Here is a 14,589-nt window from a genome sequence, read left to right on the forward strand (position 1 = left end):
TCCTGAAAAAAATTTATGTCCGAAAAAATAACCGGCCTCATCTGCACCTTCAATGGTGAACGTCTTTTGGGAAAAACCCTTGCCTCGCTGGATTTTTGTGATCATATTCTGGTCATTGACTCGGGAAGTACCGACCAGACCGTGACCATTGCCAGGGACGCAGGGGCCGAGGTAGTCTATCACCCCTTCGAGGGTATGATCGCCCAGCTCAAGTTCGGTTTCACCAGGATCACAACCCCCTGGATAATCACCCTGGATCAGGACGAATATCTCTCGGCGAAATTGCGAACCAGTGTGCAAAAGGCCCTTGAACACCCCGGGACGACCAGTGGTTTTTACCTGCCCAGAAGGTCCTTTTACTACGACCGGTTCATCATGCACAGCGGCTGGTATCCGGACTACCTGCTCAGGATGTTCCGACCCGAGGCCGTGGAGATCAGGGGAACCCTTCCCCACGAGGAAATCCACCCTCAGGGAAAAACCGAAAAACTGTCCGGAGACATCATCCACTATCCGTACAGGGATCTTGCCGAGCACTTAAGCAAGATCAACGCCTACACCCAGACAGCGGCAGACGAGCTGGCCGCGAGGGGTGTCTCCGGCTCCCTGTTTAAAGGATTGAGCCATGGAATGGGAAAATTTCTCAGGCAATACGTGCTCAAACTAGGCTTTCTGGATGGCAGGGCCGGATTTCTCCTGGCCGTGCACGCCTTCTTCTATGCGCTTCACAAATATGTGCGCATCGACGAACCCAAACCGCAACCACTTCAGGAGTCGGATCATGAACAGTGATATCAAGCTCTACGCCCTGTCCACGTGCATCCATTGCAAGAATACCAAACAATTCCTGGACGAAAGCAAGGTCGACTATGAATGCTGTTACGTGGACAAACTGGAGGGCGAGGAACGCACAAAGGCCATCGAAGAGGTCAAAAAGCTCAATCCGAGTCTCTCCTTCCCCACCCTGAGCATAGGGGACAAGGTCATCGTGGGATACAAAAAGGATGCAATCAAGGAGGCGCTCGAATCATGAACGCGGAACAGCTCTATGAACAGCTCAGGAAATTCCAGGAATCCAAGGGGTATTTTTTCAACAAGGACAAGGAAATGGTCATGGACCTGCTTGAAAGCCTGCTGGTAAACAAGGAGCGATACGGCTATATGGCCTGCCCCTGCCGGCTCGCCTCGGGCGACTACGACACGGACAGGGATATCCTCTGCCCGTGCACCTACCGCGAAAAGGATGTCGAGGAATACGGGGCCTGTTTCTGCGGACTCTACGTCTCCAAGGCCTGGAACGATGAAACCATCCCCCACGAAACGGTTCCCGAACGCAGAAACCCGGCCAAAACCCTCGCGGCCCTGGGAATCACCAGTTGATTGACACCCCCCCGTCCCCCCTTTAAGGACGTGCCGTACCCATTCAAGGAGAAAAATCATGGAACTCAAAGAGAGAGTGCAGCAGGTATTGGATCAGGTTCGCCCCGCCCTGCAGGCCGACGGCGGTGATGTGGAATTTGTGGAATTGACCGAAGAGGGTGTGGTCAAGGTCCGTCTCCAGGGGGCCTGCAAGGGATGCCCCATGTCCCAGATGACCCTCAAGCAGGGGATCGAAAAATTCATGCTCAAGGAGATCCCCGAGATCAAGGCGGTCGAACCGGCCTGACCGTTGAGTCTCGAACGATTCCCTATCATCCGCTGCGTTCCCGTGCCCCGCATTGGAACGCAGTTTTTTGACGCTGTGCATTATTCATCCTGCATCTTATATCATTAGTACCTTACTCAGAATATTCTGTAATAAAAAACAAGAAAATTCCGTAACCGCTTGAACTTAAAACTTAAAACCTAAAACTTAAAACTGCGGCTTGGCCGCATTAGTATCGTTTCCGGAGAGTTAAACCATGCACCCCCTTGTCACCCGTTTTCCCCCGAGCCCCACGGGCTTCCTGCATATCGGCGGTGCACGAACCGCCCTGTTCAACTGGCTGCTCGCCCGGCAGCACAAGGGCACCTTTGTGCTGCGTATCGAAGACACGGACCGGGCCCGGTCCACCCAGGAGATGACCGACGCCATTCTCGAAGGCATGACCTGGCTGGGCATGGACTGGGATGAAGGACCGTATTTTCAGAGCGAACGCACGGACATCTATAACAACTATGTGGATCAGCTTCTGGAAACCGGACACGCCTATTATTGCCAGTGTACCCCCGAAGAGGTCGATGCCATGCGCGAGAAGGCCCGCGAGGAAGGAAGAAAACCCAAGTATGACGGATCCTGCCGGGAACGCGGTCTTGGCCCCGGACCGGGACGGGTGGTTCGGTTCAAGGCACCCTTGACGGGTAAGACCATTTACCACGATCTGATCAAGGGTTCCGTTGCCGTGGACAACCAGGAACTGGACGACTTCATCATCCGCCGGGCCGATGGAAGCCCCATCTACCATATGTCCGTGGTCGTGGACGACGCCCTCATGAAGGTGACCCACATCATCCGTGGGGACGATCACGAGAGCAACACCCCCAAACAGGTCCTTTTGTACAAGGCCCTGGGATTTACAGTGCCCCAGTTCGGCCATGTGCCCATGATTCTCGGCCCGGACAAGAAAAAACTTTCCAAACGCCATGGGGCCACCTCGGTCATGGTCTACAAGGAGATGGGATATCTGCCCGAGGCCATGATCAATTATCTGGCTCGGCTGGGCTGGTCCCACGGAGATCAGGAAATCTTCTCCCGCGAGGAACTCATCGAACATTTCTCCACGGATCACCTGGGCAAATCCGCGTCCGTGTTCGACATGGACAAGCTGAACTGGCTGAACGCTCATTACATCAAAAAAGCCGATCCCGAACGACTTGCCACCATTCTGGCCTGGCATTTCGACAGGATGGGCCACAGCGGTCTGGACTCGAACTATCTCAAAACCATCATCCCCCTGTACCAGCCCCGGGCCAAGACCATGCAGGAAATGGCCGACCAGGCCCTTTTCTTCATCATAGACAGCGAGGCCATCGAGTATGATCCCAAGGCGGTCAAAAAATTCCTCAAGCCCGAACACCGGGAGCATCTGGCCAACCTGACAACCCGGTTCGCGGACCTGCCATCCTTTGATCAGCAATCTCTGGAAGAGGTTGCCGCCGCCTATCTCGAAGAAAATGAGATCAAATTCAAGGCGGTCGCCCAGCCCATCCGGGTCGCCCTGACCGGCAGAACCGTCAGCCCCGGGCTCTTCGAGACCATGGAGGTCCTGGGCAAGAACCAGACCCTGGCCAGAATGAAGCGGGCCATAGAACTGCCAGAGGAGTAACCCATAGGCGACGAACGAATGTTCAACGGGCGGACACAGAGGTCCGCCCCTGCATCGCCTCAATTAACCTTTCGGATTTTTAGTTTTTTCTGTGCACTGCGCACTGTGCACTGTGCCCTTCCCTAAACCCTTACAACCTAAAATCCACCCATTGCCAAACTACGACTACCAGAAATCCAACCGCTATTTCGCCCAGATCGCCGACGGGCTTGAACCCCTGGGGGCTGAAGAGCTTGCCGGACTCGGGGCTACGGATATCGGGCAGACCTTTCGGGGACTTTTCTTTCATGCCGATACCCCGGCGCTCTACCGGATCGTCTACCAATCACGTCTGATCACCCGGGTCATCGCGCCGCTTTGTTCGTTCGACTGCCATGCCACCAAATACCTGTACAAGCGGGCCAGGGCCATGGACTGGTCCGATTTCATGGGCGTGGATCAGACCTTTGCCGTGTTCAGCCATGTCTCCGGATCGGCCATCAAGAATTCCCACTACGCGTCTTTGTGCCTCAAGGATGCCATTGTGGATTATTTCCGGGACACGACCGGCAAACGACCCGATATCGATGCCAAAACCCCGGACGTCTGGTTCCACCTGCATATTCGGGAGAACCAGGCCACCATCAGCCTGGAACTTTCCGGAGGTTCCCTGCACAGACGGGGTTACCGGGTCAAGACGGTTGACGCACCCATGCAGGAGACCGTGGCTGCGGCCATTGTACGCATGTCCGGCTGGTCAGGGACAACCCCCTTGTGCGATCCCATGTGCGGATCAGGCACCTTGCTGTGCGAAGCGGTCATGCACGCCAGACAAATGCCTGCGGGATATCTGCGCGAACACTTCGGGTTCGAACATATGCCGGAATTTGCCGCGGATATCTGGAAGGCGGTCAAAGACACGGCCGACGCACAGATCATCGAGCTTCCTGCCGATCTCATCTGCGGTAACGACCGTGACACACGGGCCATAGAGGCAACCCGGGCCAACCTGGCGGTTCTGGGGGCGGATACAAAGGTACGCCTGACCACCAAGGACCTACGCTCCCTGTCGGATCTTTCCCGGACGACCATCATTACCAACCCGCCCTATGGCATCCGACTGGGTAAGGAAGAGGAACTCCAGAAATTCTACAAGGATATTGGCGATTTTCTCAAACAACGCTGTCTGGATTCCACGGCCTTTATCTATTGCGGCAATCGCGAGCTTATCAAATCCATTGGGTTACGCACCAGCTTCAAAAAGGCCATCAGGAGCGGGGGCCTTGACGGAAGATTGATCAAAATTGCAATCTACGCCAGGTCCAAAAAGGACAAAAGCAGAGTATAAAATGGGAACAACCGTCCTGAGTTGGACACAAAAAAGGGCGACCACCAAGGTGATCGCCCTTTTTTGTCTCATTTGAAAAAAGCTATTTGGCAACCGGCTTGGTCACCGCTCCGGAACGGATGCATTGGGTGCAAACGGACATCTTCTTCACGCCGCCGGAAGACAGCTGAACCCGAACTCTTTGCAGATTGGGCATAAAACGACGCTTGCTCTTGTTATGTGCATGGCTGACATTGTTTCCGACCTGGGGCTTTTTCCCGCAGATTGCGCATTCTTTAGACATTATATCCTCCTGGAATAAATCTGAAATTTTCTATGCTCATCAAAATATCAGGACGCTTTGGACACAAACACATCCCGAGCAGGCTTCAAGGAAGACGATCTCTTATCCGGAGCTTAAAAAAATAGCAAGCCCAAAATCCTTGACATTGAAATTGATCTCACTATAGAAACTTCTCCTTCGAGGCAAGTATGCAAACACAATGGATAGCTCTTCATGATGTCCCGGCAAACGGCCGGGAATTTTCTTTTCATGATCAGGACGTTTGGAACGAACTCTTTGCCGGATTCGACCTGAAGTACCGATCCAAAGAACCTGTTCAGGTGGATTTTACGGTCATTCCGGCCAACGACGGAATCTTTGTTCAGGGCTCCGTGCGCGGAACCATTATTACTGAATGCAGCCGTTGCCTGGACGATGCCCAGGTCGTTCTTGATGAAACCTTTGATTTTTTCGAACCGCTGACGGCAGAGGACACCGCTTCAAGGAGCAGTCTGGTCCGGGAGCAGGGTGGAATCATGGAGTTCGACATCATCGGCCTGGTCTGGGAACAATTCCTCATTGCCCTGCCTGACAAGCCATTGTGTTCTTCGTCATGCAAGGGTATCTGTTCCCATTGCGGCCAGAACCTGAATAAGGAAGCCTGCCAGTGTCACGAGGTCTCTGGTGATCCTCGGCTCAGCGTGCTCAGGAATCTGAAAGTTTCCAAAAACTGATTTTCTCCATCATTACCATATTACTTCTTACGAGGTGGAACCATGCCATTACCCAAGAAAAAAACCTCCAAGTCCAAACGGAATATGCGCCGCTCCCACGATCACGTGGATGTCCCCAATTTTATCTACTGCGAGTGTGGTGAAGCGACCATGCCGCACACCATCTGTCCTGGTTGTGGCAAATACCGTGGTCGGACCTATGTAACCAAGGAAACGAATGCCTAGTCATCCTTCCGGAGTGAGCATAGCGGTCGATGCCATGGGCGGCGATTTCGGTCCCGAAGTCGTGGTCAAGGGCGCGATCGAGGCGGCTCAGGCAAAGGGGATCTCCCTTCTTTTGGTCGGTCGGGAAGAGGAGATCCGCCAGGAACTTGCCAAGTACAAGACGGGTGAGCTTTCCATCGAGGTCGTCAACGCCTCGCAGGTCGTCGGGATGACGGACAAACCCTCCGATGTCCTGCGCAAAAAAAAAGATTCATCCGTCCATGTGGCCTGCCAGATGGTCAAGGAAGGCCGGGCGCATGGCATGATCAGTGCGGGCAATTCCGGAGCTACCCTGGCGTGCGGCATGTTTGTTCTGGGACGGATCAAAGGGGTTGAACGACCCGCTCTGGCCACGATTCTTCCCACGGAAAAGTCCCCGCTGGTTTTTCTGGATGTAGGCGGCAATGTCGACTGCAAGCCCTATCATCTGGTCCAGTTTGGAGTCATGGCCGAGGTTCTGGCCAAGGATCTGCTGGGTATTTCCAATCCCAAAATCGGGCTTTTGAGCATTGGCGAGGAAGAAGGCAAAGGGAATCTCCTGGCAAAGGAAGCCTACAAGCTCTTCAAGCTCTCCTCCATGAATTTTGTGGGTAACGCCGAGGGACGGGATCTTTTTGCCGGCAACTTCGATGTGATCGTGTGCGATGGATTCGTTGGCAACGCTGTCCTCAAGGTCAGCGAGGGGGTCGCCAAATCTATCTCCAATATCCTCAAGGCCGAGATAAAAAACAGCTTCCTCTTTCGACTTGGCTGCCTGCTGGCCCTGCCGGCCTTCAAACGACTGGCCAAACGTCTCGACTATGCCGAGTATGGCGGGGCCCATCTTCTGGGACTCAACGGCACCGCCGTTGTCTGCCATGGCGCTTCCAACGTCCGGGCCATACGCATCGCCATAGAAAAAGCCGTGGAATTCGTAACCAGCAAGGCCGACGAAGACCTGGTCAGGGGACTTAAGGCCAACAAGGAACTTGCCCTGTTCGGCAAACATCCCAAGGCCTGACCTCCATGCTCTTTCGCGTACCCCCAATATTTTCCCAACAGGTATTTTATCCATGACTCGATATGCCACCCTTATGGGACTCGGTTTTCATGTTCCCGAACACATACTCACCAATCAGGATCTCGAACGAACCATTGAAACCAGTGACGAGTGGATAACGTCCAGAACAGGCATCAAGACCCGTCATATCGCCGCGCCAAATACCGGAGCCTCGGTACTGGCCCTTGAAGCTGCCAAAAAAGCCCTGGATCATGCGGGGATGGCGGCCTCCGAGATCACGCATATCATCGTCCCGACCTTCACTCCCGATTATTACGTGCCAAGTACGGCGTGCATCCTGCAGCACAAACTGGGCATCCCCGGCATTCCGGCCTTTGACATGTTCGCCGCCTGCTCGGGATTTCTCTTTGGATTGGAACAGGCCCGGGCCATCGTGGCTCTCTACCCCCAGGCCCGTGTTCTGGTCGCGGCCAGCGAAGTGATCTCGTCGCGTACGGATTTCACGGACCGTTCCACCTGCGTTCTTTTCGGCGACGGTGCCGGAGCAGCCATAATCGGAAGCTCCGAGAACGAAACAACACCCGGATGCATCCAGGACATTCTCCTTCGTGCCGACGGCTCTCTTGGTGAACTGCTGACGGTCAAGGGCGGGGGATCGGCATGTCCGCCGGTCCGGGATGAACGTATCGGCCCCGACTTTTTTGTTCAGATGGAAGGCAGAGATGTCTTCAAACACGCGGTCCGGTCCATGGCCACTGTATGTAACGAAATCCTGGACAAGAATCAGTTGACCACCCACGACATCGATCTGGTCATCCCTCATCAGGCCAACATCCGCATTATCCAGGCCCTTGGAAAAAAACTCGATGTCTCCATGGACAACATCTTTGTCAATGTGGACCGTTACGGCAACACATCGGCCGCATCCGTGCCTATCGCTCTGGCCGAGGCCAAAGAACAGGGCCGGATATCTGCCGGCGACACCGTCCTTCTGACCTCCTTTGGCGGGGGATTCACTTGGGCTTCGGCCCTGATCCGGTTCTAGAATCAGCAACTTCGAGGTGAACACCATGACCGAGAAACTTACCAGCACGGCTCTTGTCACCGGAGGTTCCCGTGGTATCGGCAAGGCAATAGCCCTGCGGCTGGCACACGACGGATATCAGATCTTTCTGACCTATGTGAGCAAACCCGAACAGGCCGAAGAGGTCTGCAAGACGATCCATGCCCAAGGCGGCAAGGCATCGTGCTTCAAAATCGACGTGAGCGACTGGGATCAGGTCAGAGAATTTTTCAAGAACGAGATCAAGAAAAAAGTCAGCCTGGACGTGCTCGTGAACAATGCCGGCATCACCAAGGACGGCCTGATCATGCGCATGAAGCCCGAACAATGGCAACAAGTGCTTGACGTGAACCTCGGAGGATGCTTTGTGTGCCTGCAACAGGCTGCAGTGATCATGATGAAGCAGCGTTATGGCAGAATCATCAATATCACCTCTGTCGTAGGCCAGCGCGGCAATGCAGGTCAGGCCAACTATGCAGCCTCCAAGGCGGGGGTTATCGGTCTGACAAAAACGGCCGCCCAGGAATTGGCCGGGCGCTCCATAACGGTCAATGCCGTTGCGCCGGGATTCATCGAGACCGATATGACCTCGGTCCTGCCCGATGAGGTCAAAGAAAAATTTCTGTCCAACATCCCGGCCGGAACCCTGGGCACCCCCGAAGATATTGCCGAAGCCGTTGCCTTTTTCGCCTCTCCCAAGGCGGGTTATATCAACGGGCAGATTCTCGGTGTCAACGGTGGGATGTACTAATTTGATTCACTGTCCGGCAGGAAGATCTGCACGTTCTTGCCGTCCCCAAAACCATCAAGCATTGTATCGTACGTGGAGGAAAATATGTCCGTAGAATCCAAAGTCAAAGAAATCGTCATCGAACAGCTCGGCGTCAGCCGTGAAGAAATCAAAACAACCTCTTCTTTTGTCGAAGATCTCGGAGCCGATTCCCTGGACCTGACTGAACTGATCATGGCCATGGAAGAAGAGTTCGATATCGAAATCGAAGATGAAGACGCCCAGAGCATTGCTACTGTTCAGGACGCCGTCAAATATATCGAAGCACATATGTAAGCAGTGCCCAAGGGGTGTTCGTCACCTTCATGCAAGAGACGAACACCCTTTTTGTAACCAGATGCAGGGGCAACGGGCTTTGCCGTTGTTGTCGTATCTCATACATGCGTTGTTCGCGGACGACCGGATCCCCTCGTGAAGAGGGACATGCATTCCAAGCCTCTTTTTCCTTTCCTTCCGCCCTTTCCGACAGCACCCGCCCCAAACAGCGCCGGGTTCATCCATAGATGCGACCTTGCGCAATGATTCACCATCAACCACAGTGTCATGAGGACAGCATGATTGGAAAAAGGGTTGTTGTTACAGGACTTGCAGCCATCACACCCATTGGAAACGATCTCACGACAAGCTGGTCGAATCTCCTCCAGGGGATATCCGGAATCGGTCCCATTACGCAGTTCGATTGTTCTGAATTCCAAACGAGAATCGCGGGCGAACTCAAAGATTTCAATCCCGACGAGGTCATCCCTCCCAAACAGCTCAAACGGATGGACCGATTCGCCCAGATCGCGGTTGTTGCGGCCCATCAGCTTCTCCAAAACGGTAACTTCACCATCAGCGAAGAAGAGGCTGCCCGATGCGGAGTCATTCTCGGATGCGGCCTGGGTGGGCTCAAGACCGTTGAGGATTTCCACAGCCGGCTTCTCAAACGCGGCCCGAACAAAATTTCTCCCTTTTACATCCCTGAACTCATCGCCAACATGTCGGCCGGCCAGGTTTCCATCATGTCCGGGGCCAAAGGGCCCAATCTGACCACGACATCAGCATGCGCTTCAGCCCTGCACGGCATCGGATACGCCTATTCGGACATCCGCCTCGGACGGGCTGATGTCATGATCACCGGCGGCGTCGAATCGACCATCACCCCCATGGGGGTTTCCGGGTTCAATGCCATGAAGGCCCTGTCCACGCGCAATGATGAGCCTGAAAAGGCCAGCCGTCCCTTTGACCGGGACCGTGACGGATTCATCATTGGCGAAGGCTGCGGCATGCTTCTTCTGGAATCTCTGGACCATGCCCTGGCCAGAGGGGCCACCATCTACGCCGAAGTAGGCGGATACGGGGCATCTTCCGACGCCTACCACATGACCGCTCCCGATCAGACCGGCGCAGGCATGGCCATGGCTATGAAGGCGGCCATGGCCGATGGTGAGATCCGCCCTGAAGATGTGGATCATGTCAACGCTCACGGCACCTCGACCGTTCTCAATGATTTGAGTGAATCCCGGGCGTTGAAATCGGTCTTTGGCGACCATGCCGGAAACATCTCCATCACCGCCAACAAATCCATGATCGGTCACCTGCTGGGGGCTGCCGGCGGAGCCGAAAGCGTGTTCACGGCCATGAGCATTGCCGAGTCCCTGATTCCCAGAACCATCAACCTGGACAACCCGGACGACGAGTGCGACCTGAATTTTATCGTCGGTGAGAACCGCAAACAGACCATTCAACACGCTCTGTGCAACTCTTTCGGGTTCGGCGGCACCAACGCATCCATCCTCTTCAAGAGATACGAAAAATAGCACGTTGCCAACCGATCAACTGACACCTTGCATCTAAAGGCCCTTTGTCAGGCAGTGCCTGCTCCGGGCCTTTTACTTTGACACCTGATCAAGAGAACCGTATCGTTTGCGAGTTTTTTCAACGACCCGACCATTGCACAAGAAAGGTCGCCGTGAACGAACCTCCCCACCATCCATCTATCCACCCAAGGAGAACCTTATGGGCACTCTCGAACATAGTGATCCGGAAATCTTTGAAGCCATAGCCAGGGAAAAAAACCGCCAGGAAAGCAAACTCGAACTCATCGCCTCGGAAAATTTCACATCTGAAAGCGTCAGAGAGGCCATGGGTTCGATCATGACCCATAAATACGCCGAGGGATATCCCGGAAAACGGTATTATGGCGGATGTGAATTCGTGGATATAGCCGAGGATCTGGCCAGAGAACGGGCCAAACAGCTCTTTGGGGCCGAGTACGTCAATGTCCAGCCCCATTCGGGTTCCCAGGCCAACATGGGGGTCTATTTCGGGGCCATCAAGCCCGGCGACACCATCATGGGAATGGATCTCTCCCATGGCGGCCATCTGACCCACGGCAGTCCGGTCAATTTTTCGGGCAAGCTGTTCACGACCTGTTTTTATGGGGTGGAAAAGGAAACCGGAAAAATCAATTACGATCATGTCCAATCCCTGGCCAAAGAGCACCGCCCCCAGATTATCGTGGCCGGTGCCAGTGCCTACCCCCGAACCATCGACTTCAAACGGTTCCGTGAGATTGCCGACTCTGTGGGCGCCAAACTTATGGTGGACATGGCCCACATTGCCGGACTCATCGCCGCGGATCTGCATCCATCCCCGGTGGAATACGCCCATTTCACGACCACTACCACGCACAAAACCCTGCGCGGACCGCGCGGCGGAATGATCCTGAGTTCCGAAGAATTCGGCAAGATCCTCAATTCCCAGATCTTCCCCGGCATCCAGGGCGGACCACTCATGCATGTCATTGCGGCCAAGGCCGTTGCCTTTGGCGAGGCCCTCAAACCGGAATTCAAAACCTATCAGCAGCAGGTCATCGACAACGCAAAGACCCTGGCAAAACACCTCGAAGATGCCGGTTTCAATCTGGTTTCCCAGGGCACGGACAACCATCTCATGCTTATCGATCTGACCAACAAGGATGTCACGGGCAAGGACACGGAAATCGCCCTGGACAAGGCCGGGATGACGGTAAACAAAAACACGGTTCCCTTTGAAACCCGGTCCCCCTTTGTGACCTCGGGAATCCGCGTGGGCACCCCAGCCATCACCACCCGGGGCATGAAGCCCGAGCACATGGAAAAGATCGCCGGCTGGATTACCGCCACAGTGGAAAATATCGACAACGACTCCAGACTGCTGGCAATCAGCAAAGAAGTGGAAACCTTTGCCCGGGCCTTTCCCTTGTTCGCCTGGTAAACGGGACATAACTATTCAGGTCGCAAACAAACTGCGTTACGGAAGTGCAGCGCAATAAAGAAATGGGGAACATATACGCTAACCAGCTATAGTTTATTAAATTTTTAAATTATAACTTCCCGAATTTTTGGAATACGCACCCGAATAGTTACTATTTTTTATCTGTTATCTTATATCCTCTATCTCTTAATCTACCGAAACTACCGTGACCACATCGACCCACTCCGACCTCCTTCCGGTCAGGGATGACCGGATTCCCTGGCCCCAATACTTCATGCAGATCGCCTATCTCGTGGCCCAGCGGTCCACCTGCCTGCGTCGGCGGGTCGGGGCCGTTGCCGTCCGGGACAAGCGCATCCTGGCCACCGGCTACAACGGCGCGCCGACCGGCCTCAAGCATTGCAAGGAGGTCGGCTGCCTCAGGGACCAGCTGAAGATCCCCTCGGGTGAGCGCCACGAACTCTGCCGGGCCCTGCACGCCGAACAAAACATCATTGTCCAGGCGGCCACGTACGGGGTGAGCATTGACGGGGCCGAGCTCTACTGTACCACCCAGCCCTGTCTCATCTGCACGAAGATGCTTATCAACTGCCGGTTCACGGCCATATATTTTGCTGAAGGGTATCCGGATCAACTTGCCCGGGACATGCTTGACGAGGCCGGGATCACCTATATGTCACTTCCGGTTCAACTCCCATGATCATGGACCAGTCATTCAAAAATCATTGCATGCGCACGGCCATTGAACTGGCCATGCAGGGCAGGGGTACGACAGCACCCAACCCCTGTGTGGGCGCGGTGCTCGTCCGGGACGGTCACATCGTTGCCTCGGGCTGGCATACCCGATGCGGCAAGCCCCATGCCGAGATCGAGGCCCTGGCCGACGCCCAGGCCAAGAACATCGATCTGTCCACATGCACCCTGTTCGTTACCCTGGAACCCTGCAACCACACGGGTAAAACCCCGCCGTGCACCCAGGCCATCCTCCAGGCGTCCATTCCCAGGGTAATCATCGGAGCCATGGACCCCAACCCTCATGTCCAGGGAGGGGGTGCCGATTTTCTGAAAGCCCACGGGGTCACCGTGGAGACGGGTGTCCTGGAACAGGAATGCAGGGATCTCATTGAAGATTTCATCCTCTGGCAGAAAGAAAAACGTCCCTTTTCCATGCTCAAGCTGGCCACGACCCTGGATGGAAAGATTGCCACCAGAACCGGACATTCCGCCTGGGTCAGCGGGGAAACCTCCCGAACCCGGGTTCATGAACTCAGATCACGGGTTGCAGCGGTCATTGTGGGCGGAGAGACCTTCAGAAAGGACAATCCTTCCCTGACATGCAGGCTCTCAGTCTTTGACGGTCCCCAGCCCCTGGCTGTGATCATCACCCGACACCTGCCCGAGCATCCTGAACATTTTACGTTGCTCACCGATCGTCCTGCCCAGACGATATTCTGGACAACGGCCGAGGAGGCCGATTCCACCAGGGGTGACCGGCTCACGGCCCTTGGTTGCCAGCTTGTCGCCCTGCCTGCAATCCATTCCGGACTCAAACTCCATGAAGGGTTCGCCTGGCTGTACAAGGAACGTGGGTGTCATTACACCCTGTGCGAGGGGGGAGGTTCCTTGGCCATGTCCCTGCTGGTCCAGGGTCTGGCCGACGAGATCAACCTGTTCCAAGCCATGAAGGTTCTGGGCGACAATCAGGGAAAAGCCTGTTTTTCCGGCCGGGAAGTCGCATCCATGAAGGATGCCCTGTCCCTGCGTTTGAGCGAGGCATCCCCCTGCGGGGAGGATCTTTTCCTGAGGCTCTTGCCAGGGAATCTATAAGGGAAACCACCATGTTCACCGGACTCATCCAAACCATAGGCACCATTCTGTCACTCGAGAACAAGGGGAACGAGACCCGTTTGCGCATTGCTACGGATACACGGCTCAGAGACTTCGTTCCCGGCGAATCCATCGCCGTCAACGGGGTCTGCCTGACCGTGGAGATTTTTTCCTCGGACTGGTTTTCAGTATATGCCTCGGCCGAAACCATGTCCCGGACCAATCTGGGCTCTCTGGGGGTCGGCAGCCCGGTCAATCTGGAACGGGCCCTGGCCCTGGGCGACCGGCTGGGCGGTCACATGGTTTCCGGGCATGTGGACTGCGTGGCCCGGGTCAACAAAATCGAACCGGCCGGGGAATCCCGCATGTTTACCATTTCCTTTGATCCCAGCCACTCTTCCCTGGTCATCCCCAAGGGGTCCGTGGCCCTGGACGGAATCAGCCTGACCGTCAATGATTGCGGAAACGGGTTCCTTACAGTAAACATCATCCCCGCCACCCAGAAGGAAACGACCATTGGTTCATGGAAACCGGAATCACGGGTGAACATGGAAACCGACATCATCGGCAAATACGTTCACAGCATGACTGCGCCCTGGACCGAAGGTGCAAGCGCACAGAACCCTCCGAGCCGGATCAGCATGGATTTTCTCAGGCAGAACGGATTTTAGTACCTTACTCGTGAAAGTCTGCCATAAAAAACAAGAAAATTTTATAACCGCCTGAACTTAAAACTTAAAACCTAAAACCTAAAACTGCGGCTTGGCCGCATTAGATCAC

Annotated in this window: 18 protein-coding genes; 17 read left to right on the plus strand and 1 reads right to left on the minus strand. The window is 54.9% G+C overall.

The genetic code is table 11. The features are described 5' to 3' along the window. Positions 1 to 15: 15 nt before the first annotated feature. The 6 genes from ACTVJH_RS04055 (at position 16) to ACTVJH_RS04080 (ending at position 4,632) form a co-directional block, all read left to right on the plus strand. Positions 16 to 792: a glycosyltransferase family 2 protein gene (locus tag ACTVJH_RS04055; protein WP_455987724.1), complete on the plus strand. Its 777-nt coding sequence runs from the start codon at positions 16 to 18 to the stop codon at positions 790 to 792. Continuing rightward, positions 782 to 1,033: a glutaredoxin family protein gene (locus ACTVJH_RS04060; protein ID WP_455987726.1), complete on the plus strand. Its 252-nt coding sequence runs from the start codon at positions 782 to 784 to the stop codon at positions 1,031 to 1,033. Before ACTVJH_RS04055 ends, ACTVJH_RS04060 begins: the two co-directional genes overlap by 11 nt. Continuing rightward, complete coding sequence (locus ACTVJH_RS04065) at positions 1,030 to 1,380, plus strand: ferredoxin-thioredoxin reductase catalytic domain-containing protein (protein WP_455987728.1); 351 nt, start codon at positions 1,030 to 1,032, stop codon at positions 1,378 to 1,380. Before ACTVJH_RS04060 ends, ACTVJH_RS04065 begins: the two co-directional genes overlap by 4 nt. Before the next feature lie 58 nt (positions 1,381 to 1,438). Beyond that, positions 1,439 to 1,666: a NifU family protein gene (locus ACTVJH_RS04070; protein ID WP_455987730.1), complete on the plus strand. Its 228-nt coding sequence runs from the start codon at positions 1,439 to 1,441 to the stop codon at positions 1,664 to 1,666. 235 nt (positions 1,667 to 1,901) lie between these two features. Then, a complete protein-coding gene (gene gltX, locus ACTVJH_RS04075; RefSeq protein WP_455987732.1) occupies positions 1,902 to 3,305 on the plus strand; it encodes a glutamate--tRNA ligase in 1,404 nt (467 codons plus the stop codon). Between the two features lie 151 nt (positions 3,306 to 3,456). Further along, complete coding sequence (locus tag ACTVJH_RS04080) at positions 3,457 to 4,632, plus strand: THUMP domain-containing class I SAM-dependent RNA methyltransferase (protein WP_455987734.1); 1,176 nt, start codon at positions 3,457 to 3,459, stop codon at positions 4,630 to 4,632. 82 nt (positions 4,633 to 4,714) lie between these two features. Here ACTVJH_RS04080 and rpmB read toward each other — a convergent pair whose 3' ends face one another. Further along, the gene (gene rpmB, locus ACTVJH_RS04085; RefSeq protein WP_455987736.1) at positions 4,715 to 4,915 is read right to left on the minus strand and encodes a 50S ribosomal protein L28; all 201 of its coding nucleotides are present in this window, start codon (positions 4,913 to 4,915) and stop codon (positions 4,715 to 4,717) included. Between the two features lie 188 nt (positions 4,916 to 5,103). On the opposite strand from rpmB, the gene ACTVJH_RS04090 reads away from it, so the two are divergent. The 11 genes from ACTVJH_RS04090 (at position 5,104) to ACTVJH_RS04140 (ending at position 14,480) form a co-directional block, all read left to right on the plus strand. Then, entirely contained in the window at positions 5,104 to 5,628 is a 525-nt protein-coding gene (locus ACTVJH_RS04090) for a YceD family protein (RefSeq protein WP_455987738.1), read from the plus strand. A gap of 42 nt (positions 5,629 to 5,670) precedes the next feature. Further along, positions 5,671 to 5,853: a 50S ribosomal protein L32 gene (gene rpmF / locus ACTVJH_RS04095; protein WP_455987740.1), complete on the plus strand. Its 183-nt coding sequence runs from the start codon at positions 5,671 to 5,673 to the stop codon at positions 5,851 to 5,853. Then, entirely contained in the window at positions 5,846 to 6,892 is a 1,047-nt protein-coding gene (gene plsX / locus ACTVJH_RS04100; protein WP_455987742.1) for a phosphate acyltransferase PlsX, read from the plus strand. The genes rpmF and plsX overlap by 8 nt, the downstream gene beginning before the upstream one ends. A gap of 52 nt (positions 6,893 to 6,944) precedes the next feature. Continuing rightward, entirely contained in the window at positions 6,945 to 7,937 is a 993-nt protein-coding gene (locus ACTVJH_RS04105; RefSeq protein ID WP_455987744.1) for a beta-ketoacyl-ACP synthase III, read from the plus strand. 25 nt (positions 7,938 to 7,962) lie between these two features. Continuing rightward, entirely contained in the window at positions 7,963 to 8,706 is a 744-nt protein-coding gene (gene fabG / locus ACTVJH_RS04110; RefSeq protein ID WP_455987746.1) for a 3-oxoacyl-[acyl-carrier-protein] reductase, read from the plus strand. A gap of 84 nt (positions 8,707 to 8,790) precedes the next feature. Further along, on the plus strand, positions 8,791 to 9,021 hold the full coding sequence (gene acpP / locus ACTVJH_RS04115) for an acyl carrier protein (protein ID WP_455987748.1): 231 nt from the start codon (positions 8,791 to 8,793) through the stop codon (positions 9,019 to 9,021). Between the two features lie 278 nt (positions 9,022 to 9,299). Next, positions 9,300 to 10,544, plus strand: coding sequence for a beta-ketoacyl-ACP synthase II (fabF, locus tag ACTVJH_RS04120; RefSeq protein ID WP_455987750.1), 1,245 nt, complete (start codon positions 9,300 to 9,302; stop codon positions 10,542 to 10,544). Between the two features lie 199 nt (positions 10,545 to 10,743). Continuing rightward, the gene (gene glyA, locus ACTVJH_RS04125) at positions 10,744 to 11,982 is read left to right on the plus strand and encodes a serine hydroxymethyltransferase (protein ID WP_455987752.1); all 1,239 of its coding nucleotides are present in this window, start codon (positions 10,744 to 10,746) and stop codon (positions 11,980 to 11,982) included. Between the two features lie 205 nt (positions 11,983 to 12,187). Then, the gene (locus tag ACTVJH_RS04130) at positions 12,188 to 12,682 is read left to right on the plus strand and encodes a deoxycytidylate deaminase (RefSeq protein ID WP_455987754.1); all 495 of its coding nucleotides are present in this window, start codon (positions 12,188 to 12,190) and stop codon (positions 12,680 to 12,682) included. Continuing rightward, positions 12,679 to 13,809, plus strand: coding sequence for a bifunctional diaminohydroxyphosphoribosylaminopyrimidine deaminase/5-amino-6-(5-phosphoribosylamino)uracil reductase RibD (gene ribD, locus ACTVJH_RS04135; protein WP_455987756.1), 1,131 nt, complete (start codon positions 12,679 to 12,681; stop codon positions 13,807 to 13,809). Before ACTVJH_RS04130 ends, ribD begins: the two co-directional genes overlap by 4 nt. An 11-nt stretch (positions 13,810 to 13,820) precedes the next feature. After that, complete coding sequence (locus ACTVJH_RS04140; RefSeq protein WP_455987758.1) at positions 13,821 to 14,480, plus strand: riboflavin synthase; 660 nt, start codon at positions 13,821 to 13,823, stop codon at positions 14,478 to 14,480. Positions 14,481 to 14,589: the final 109 nt, after the last annotated feature.

Source organism: Desulfoplanes sp. PS50 (assembly GCF_053851535.1).

What these genes read in the sequence shown, in the direction of transcription:
- ACTVJH_RS04055 (WP_455987724.1), top strand. Translation starts at nt 16, where the DNA reads ATGTCCGAAAAAATAACCGGCCTCATCTGCACCTTCAATGGTGAACGT.
- ACTVJH_RS04060 (WP_455987726.1), top strand. Translation starts at nt 782, where the DNA reads ATGAACAGTGATATCAAGCTCTACGCCCTGTCCACGTGCATCCATTGC.
- ACTVJH_RS04065 (WP_455987728.1), top strand. Translation starts at nt 1,030, where the DNA reads ATGAACGCGGAACAGCTCTATGAACAGCTCAGGAAATTCCAGGAATCC.
- ACTVJH_RS04070 (WP_455987730.1), top strand. Translation starts at nt 1,439, where the DNA reads ATGGAACTCAAAGAGAGAGTGCAGCAGGTATTGGATCAGGTTCGCCCC.
- gltX (WP_455987732.1), top strand. Translation starts at nt 1,902, where the DNA reads ATGCACCCCCTTGTCACCCGTTTTCCCCCGAGCCCCACGGGCTTCCTG.
- rpmB (WP_455987736.1), bottom strand. Translation starts at nt 4,915, where the DNA reads ATGTCTAAAGAATGCGCAATCTGCGGGAAAAAGCCCCAGGTCGGAAAC.
- ACTVJH_RS04090 (WP_455987738.1), top strand. Translation starts at nt 5,104, where the DNA reads ATGCAAACACAATGGATAGCTCTTCATGATGTCCCGGCAAACGGCCGG.
- rpmF (WP_455987740.1), top strand. Translation starts at nt 5,671, where the DNA reads ATGCCATTACCCAAGAAAAAAACCTCCAAGTCCAAACGGAATATGCGC.
- plsX (WP_455987742.1), top strand. Translation starts at nt 5,846, where the DNA reads ATGCCTAGTCATCCTTCCGGAGTGAGCATAGCGGTCGATGCCATGGGC.
- ACTVJH_RS04105 (WP_455987744.1), top strand. Translation starts at nt 6,945, where the DNA reads ATGACTCGATATGCCACCCTTATGGGACTCGGTTTTCATGTTCCCGAA.
- fabG (WP_455987746.1), top strand. Translation starts at nt 7,963, where the DNA reads ATGACCGAGAAACTTACCAGCACGGCTCTTGTCACCGGAGGTTCCCGT.
- acpP (WP_455987748.1), top strand. Translation starts at nt 8,791, where the DNA reads ATGTCCGTAGAATCCAAAGTCAAAGAAATCGTCATCGAACAGCTCGGC.
- fabF (WP_455987750.1), top strand. Translation starts at nt 9,300, where the DNA reads ATGATTGGAAAAAGGGTTGTTGTTACAGGACTTGCAGCCATCACACCC.
- glyA (WP_455987752.1), top strand. Translation starts at nt 10,744, where the DNA reads ATGGGCACTCTCGAACATAGTGATCCGGAAATCTTTGAAGCCATAGCC.
- ribD (WP_455987756.1), top strand. Translation starts at nt 12,679, where the DNA reads ATGATCATGGACCAGTCATTCAAAAATCATTGCATGCGCACGGCCATT.
- ACTVJH_RS04140 (WP_455987758.1), top strand. Translation starts at nt 13,821, where the DNA reads ATGTTCACCGGACTCATCCAAACCATAGGCACCATTCTGTCACTCGAG.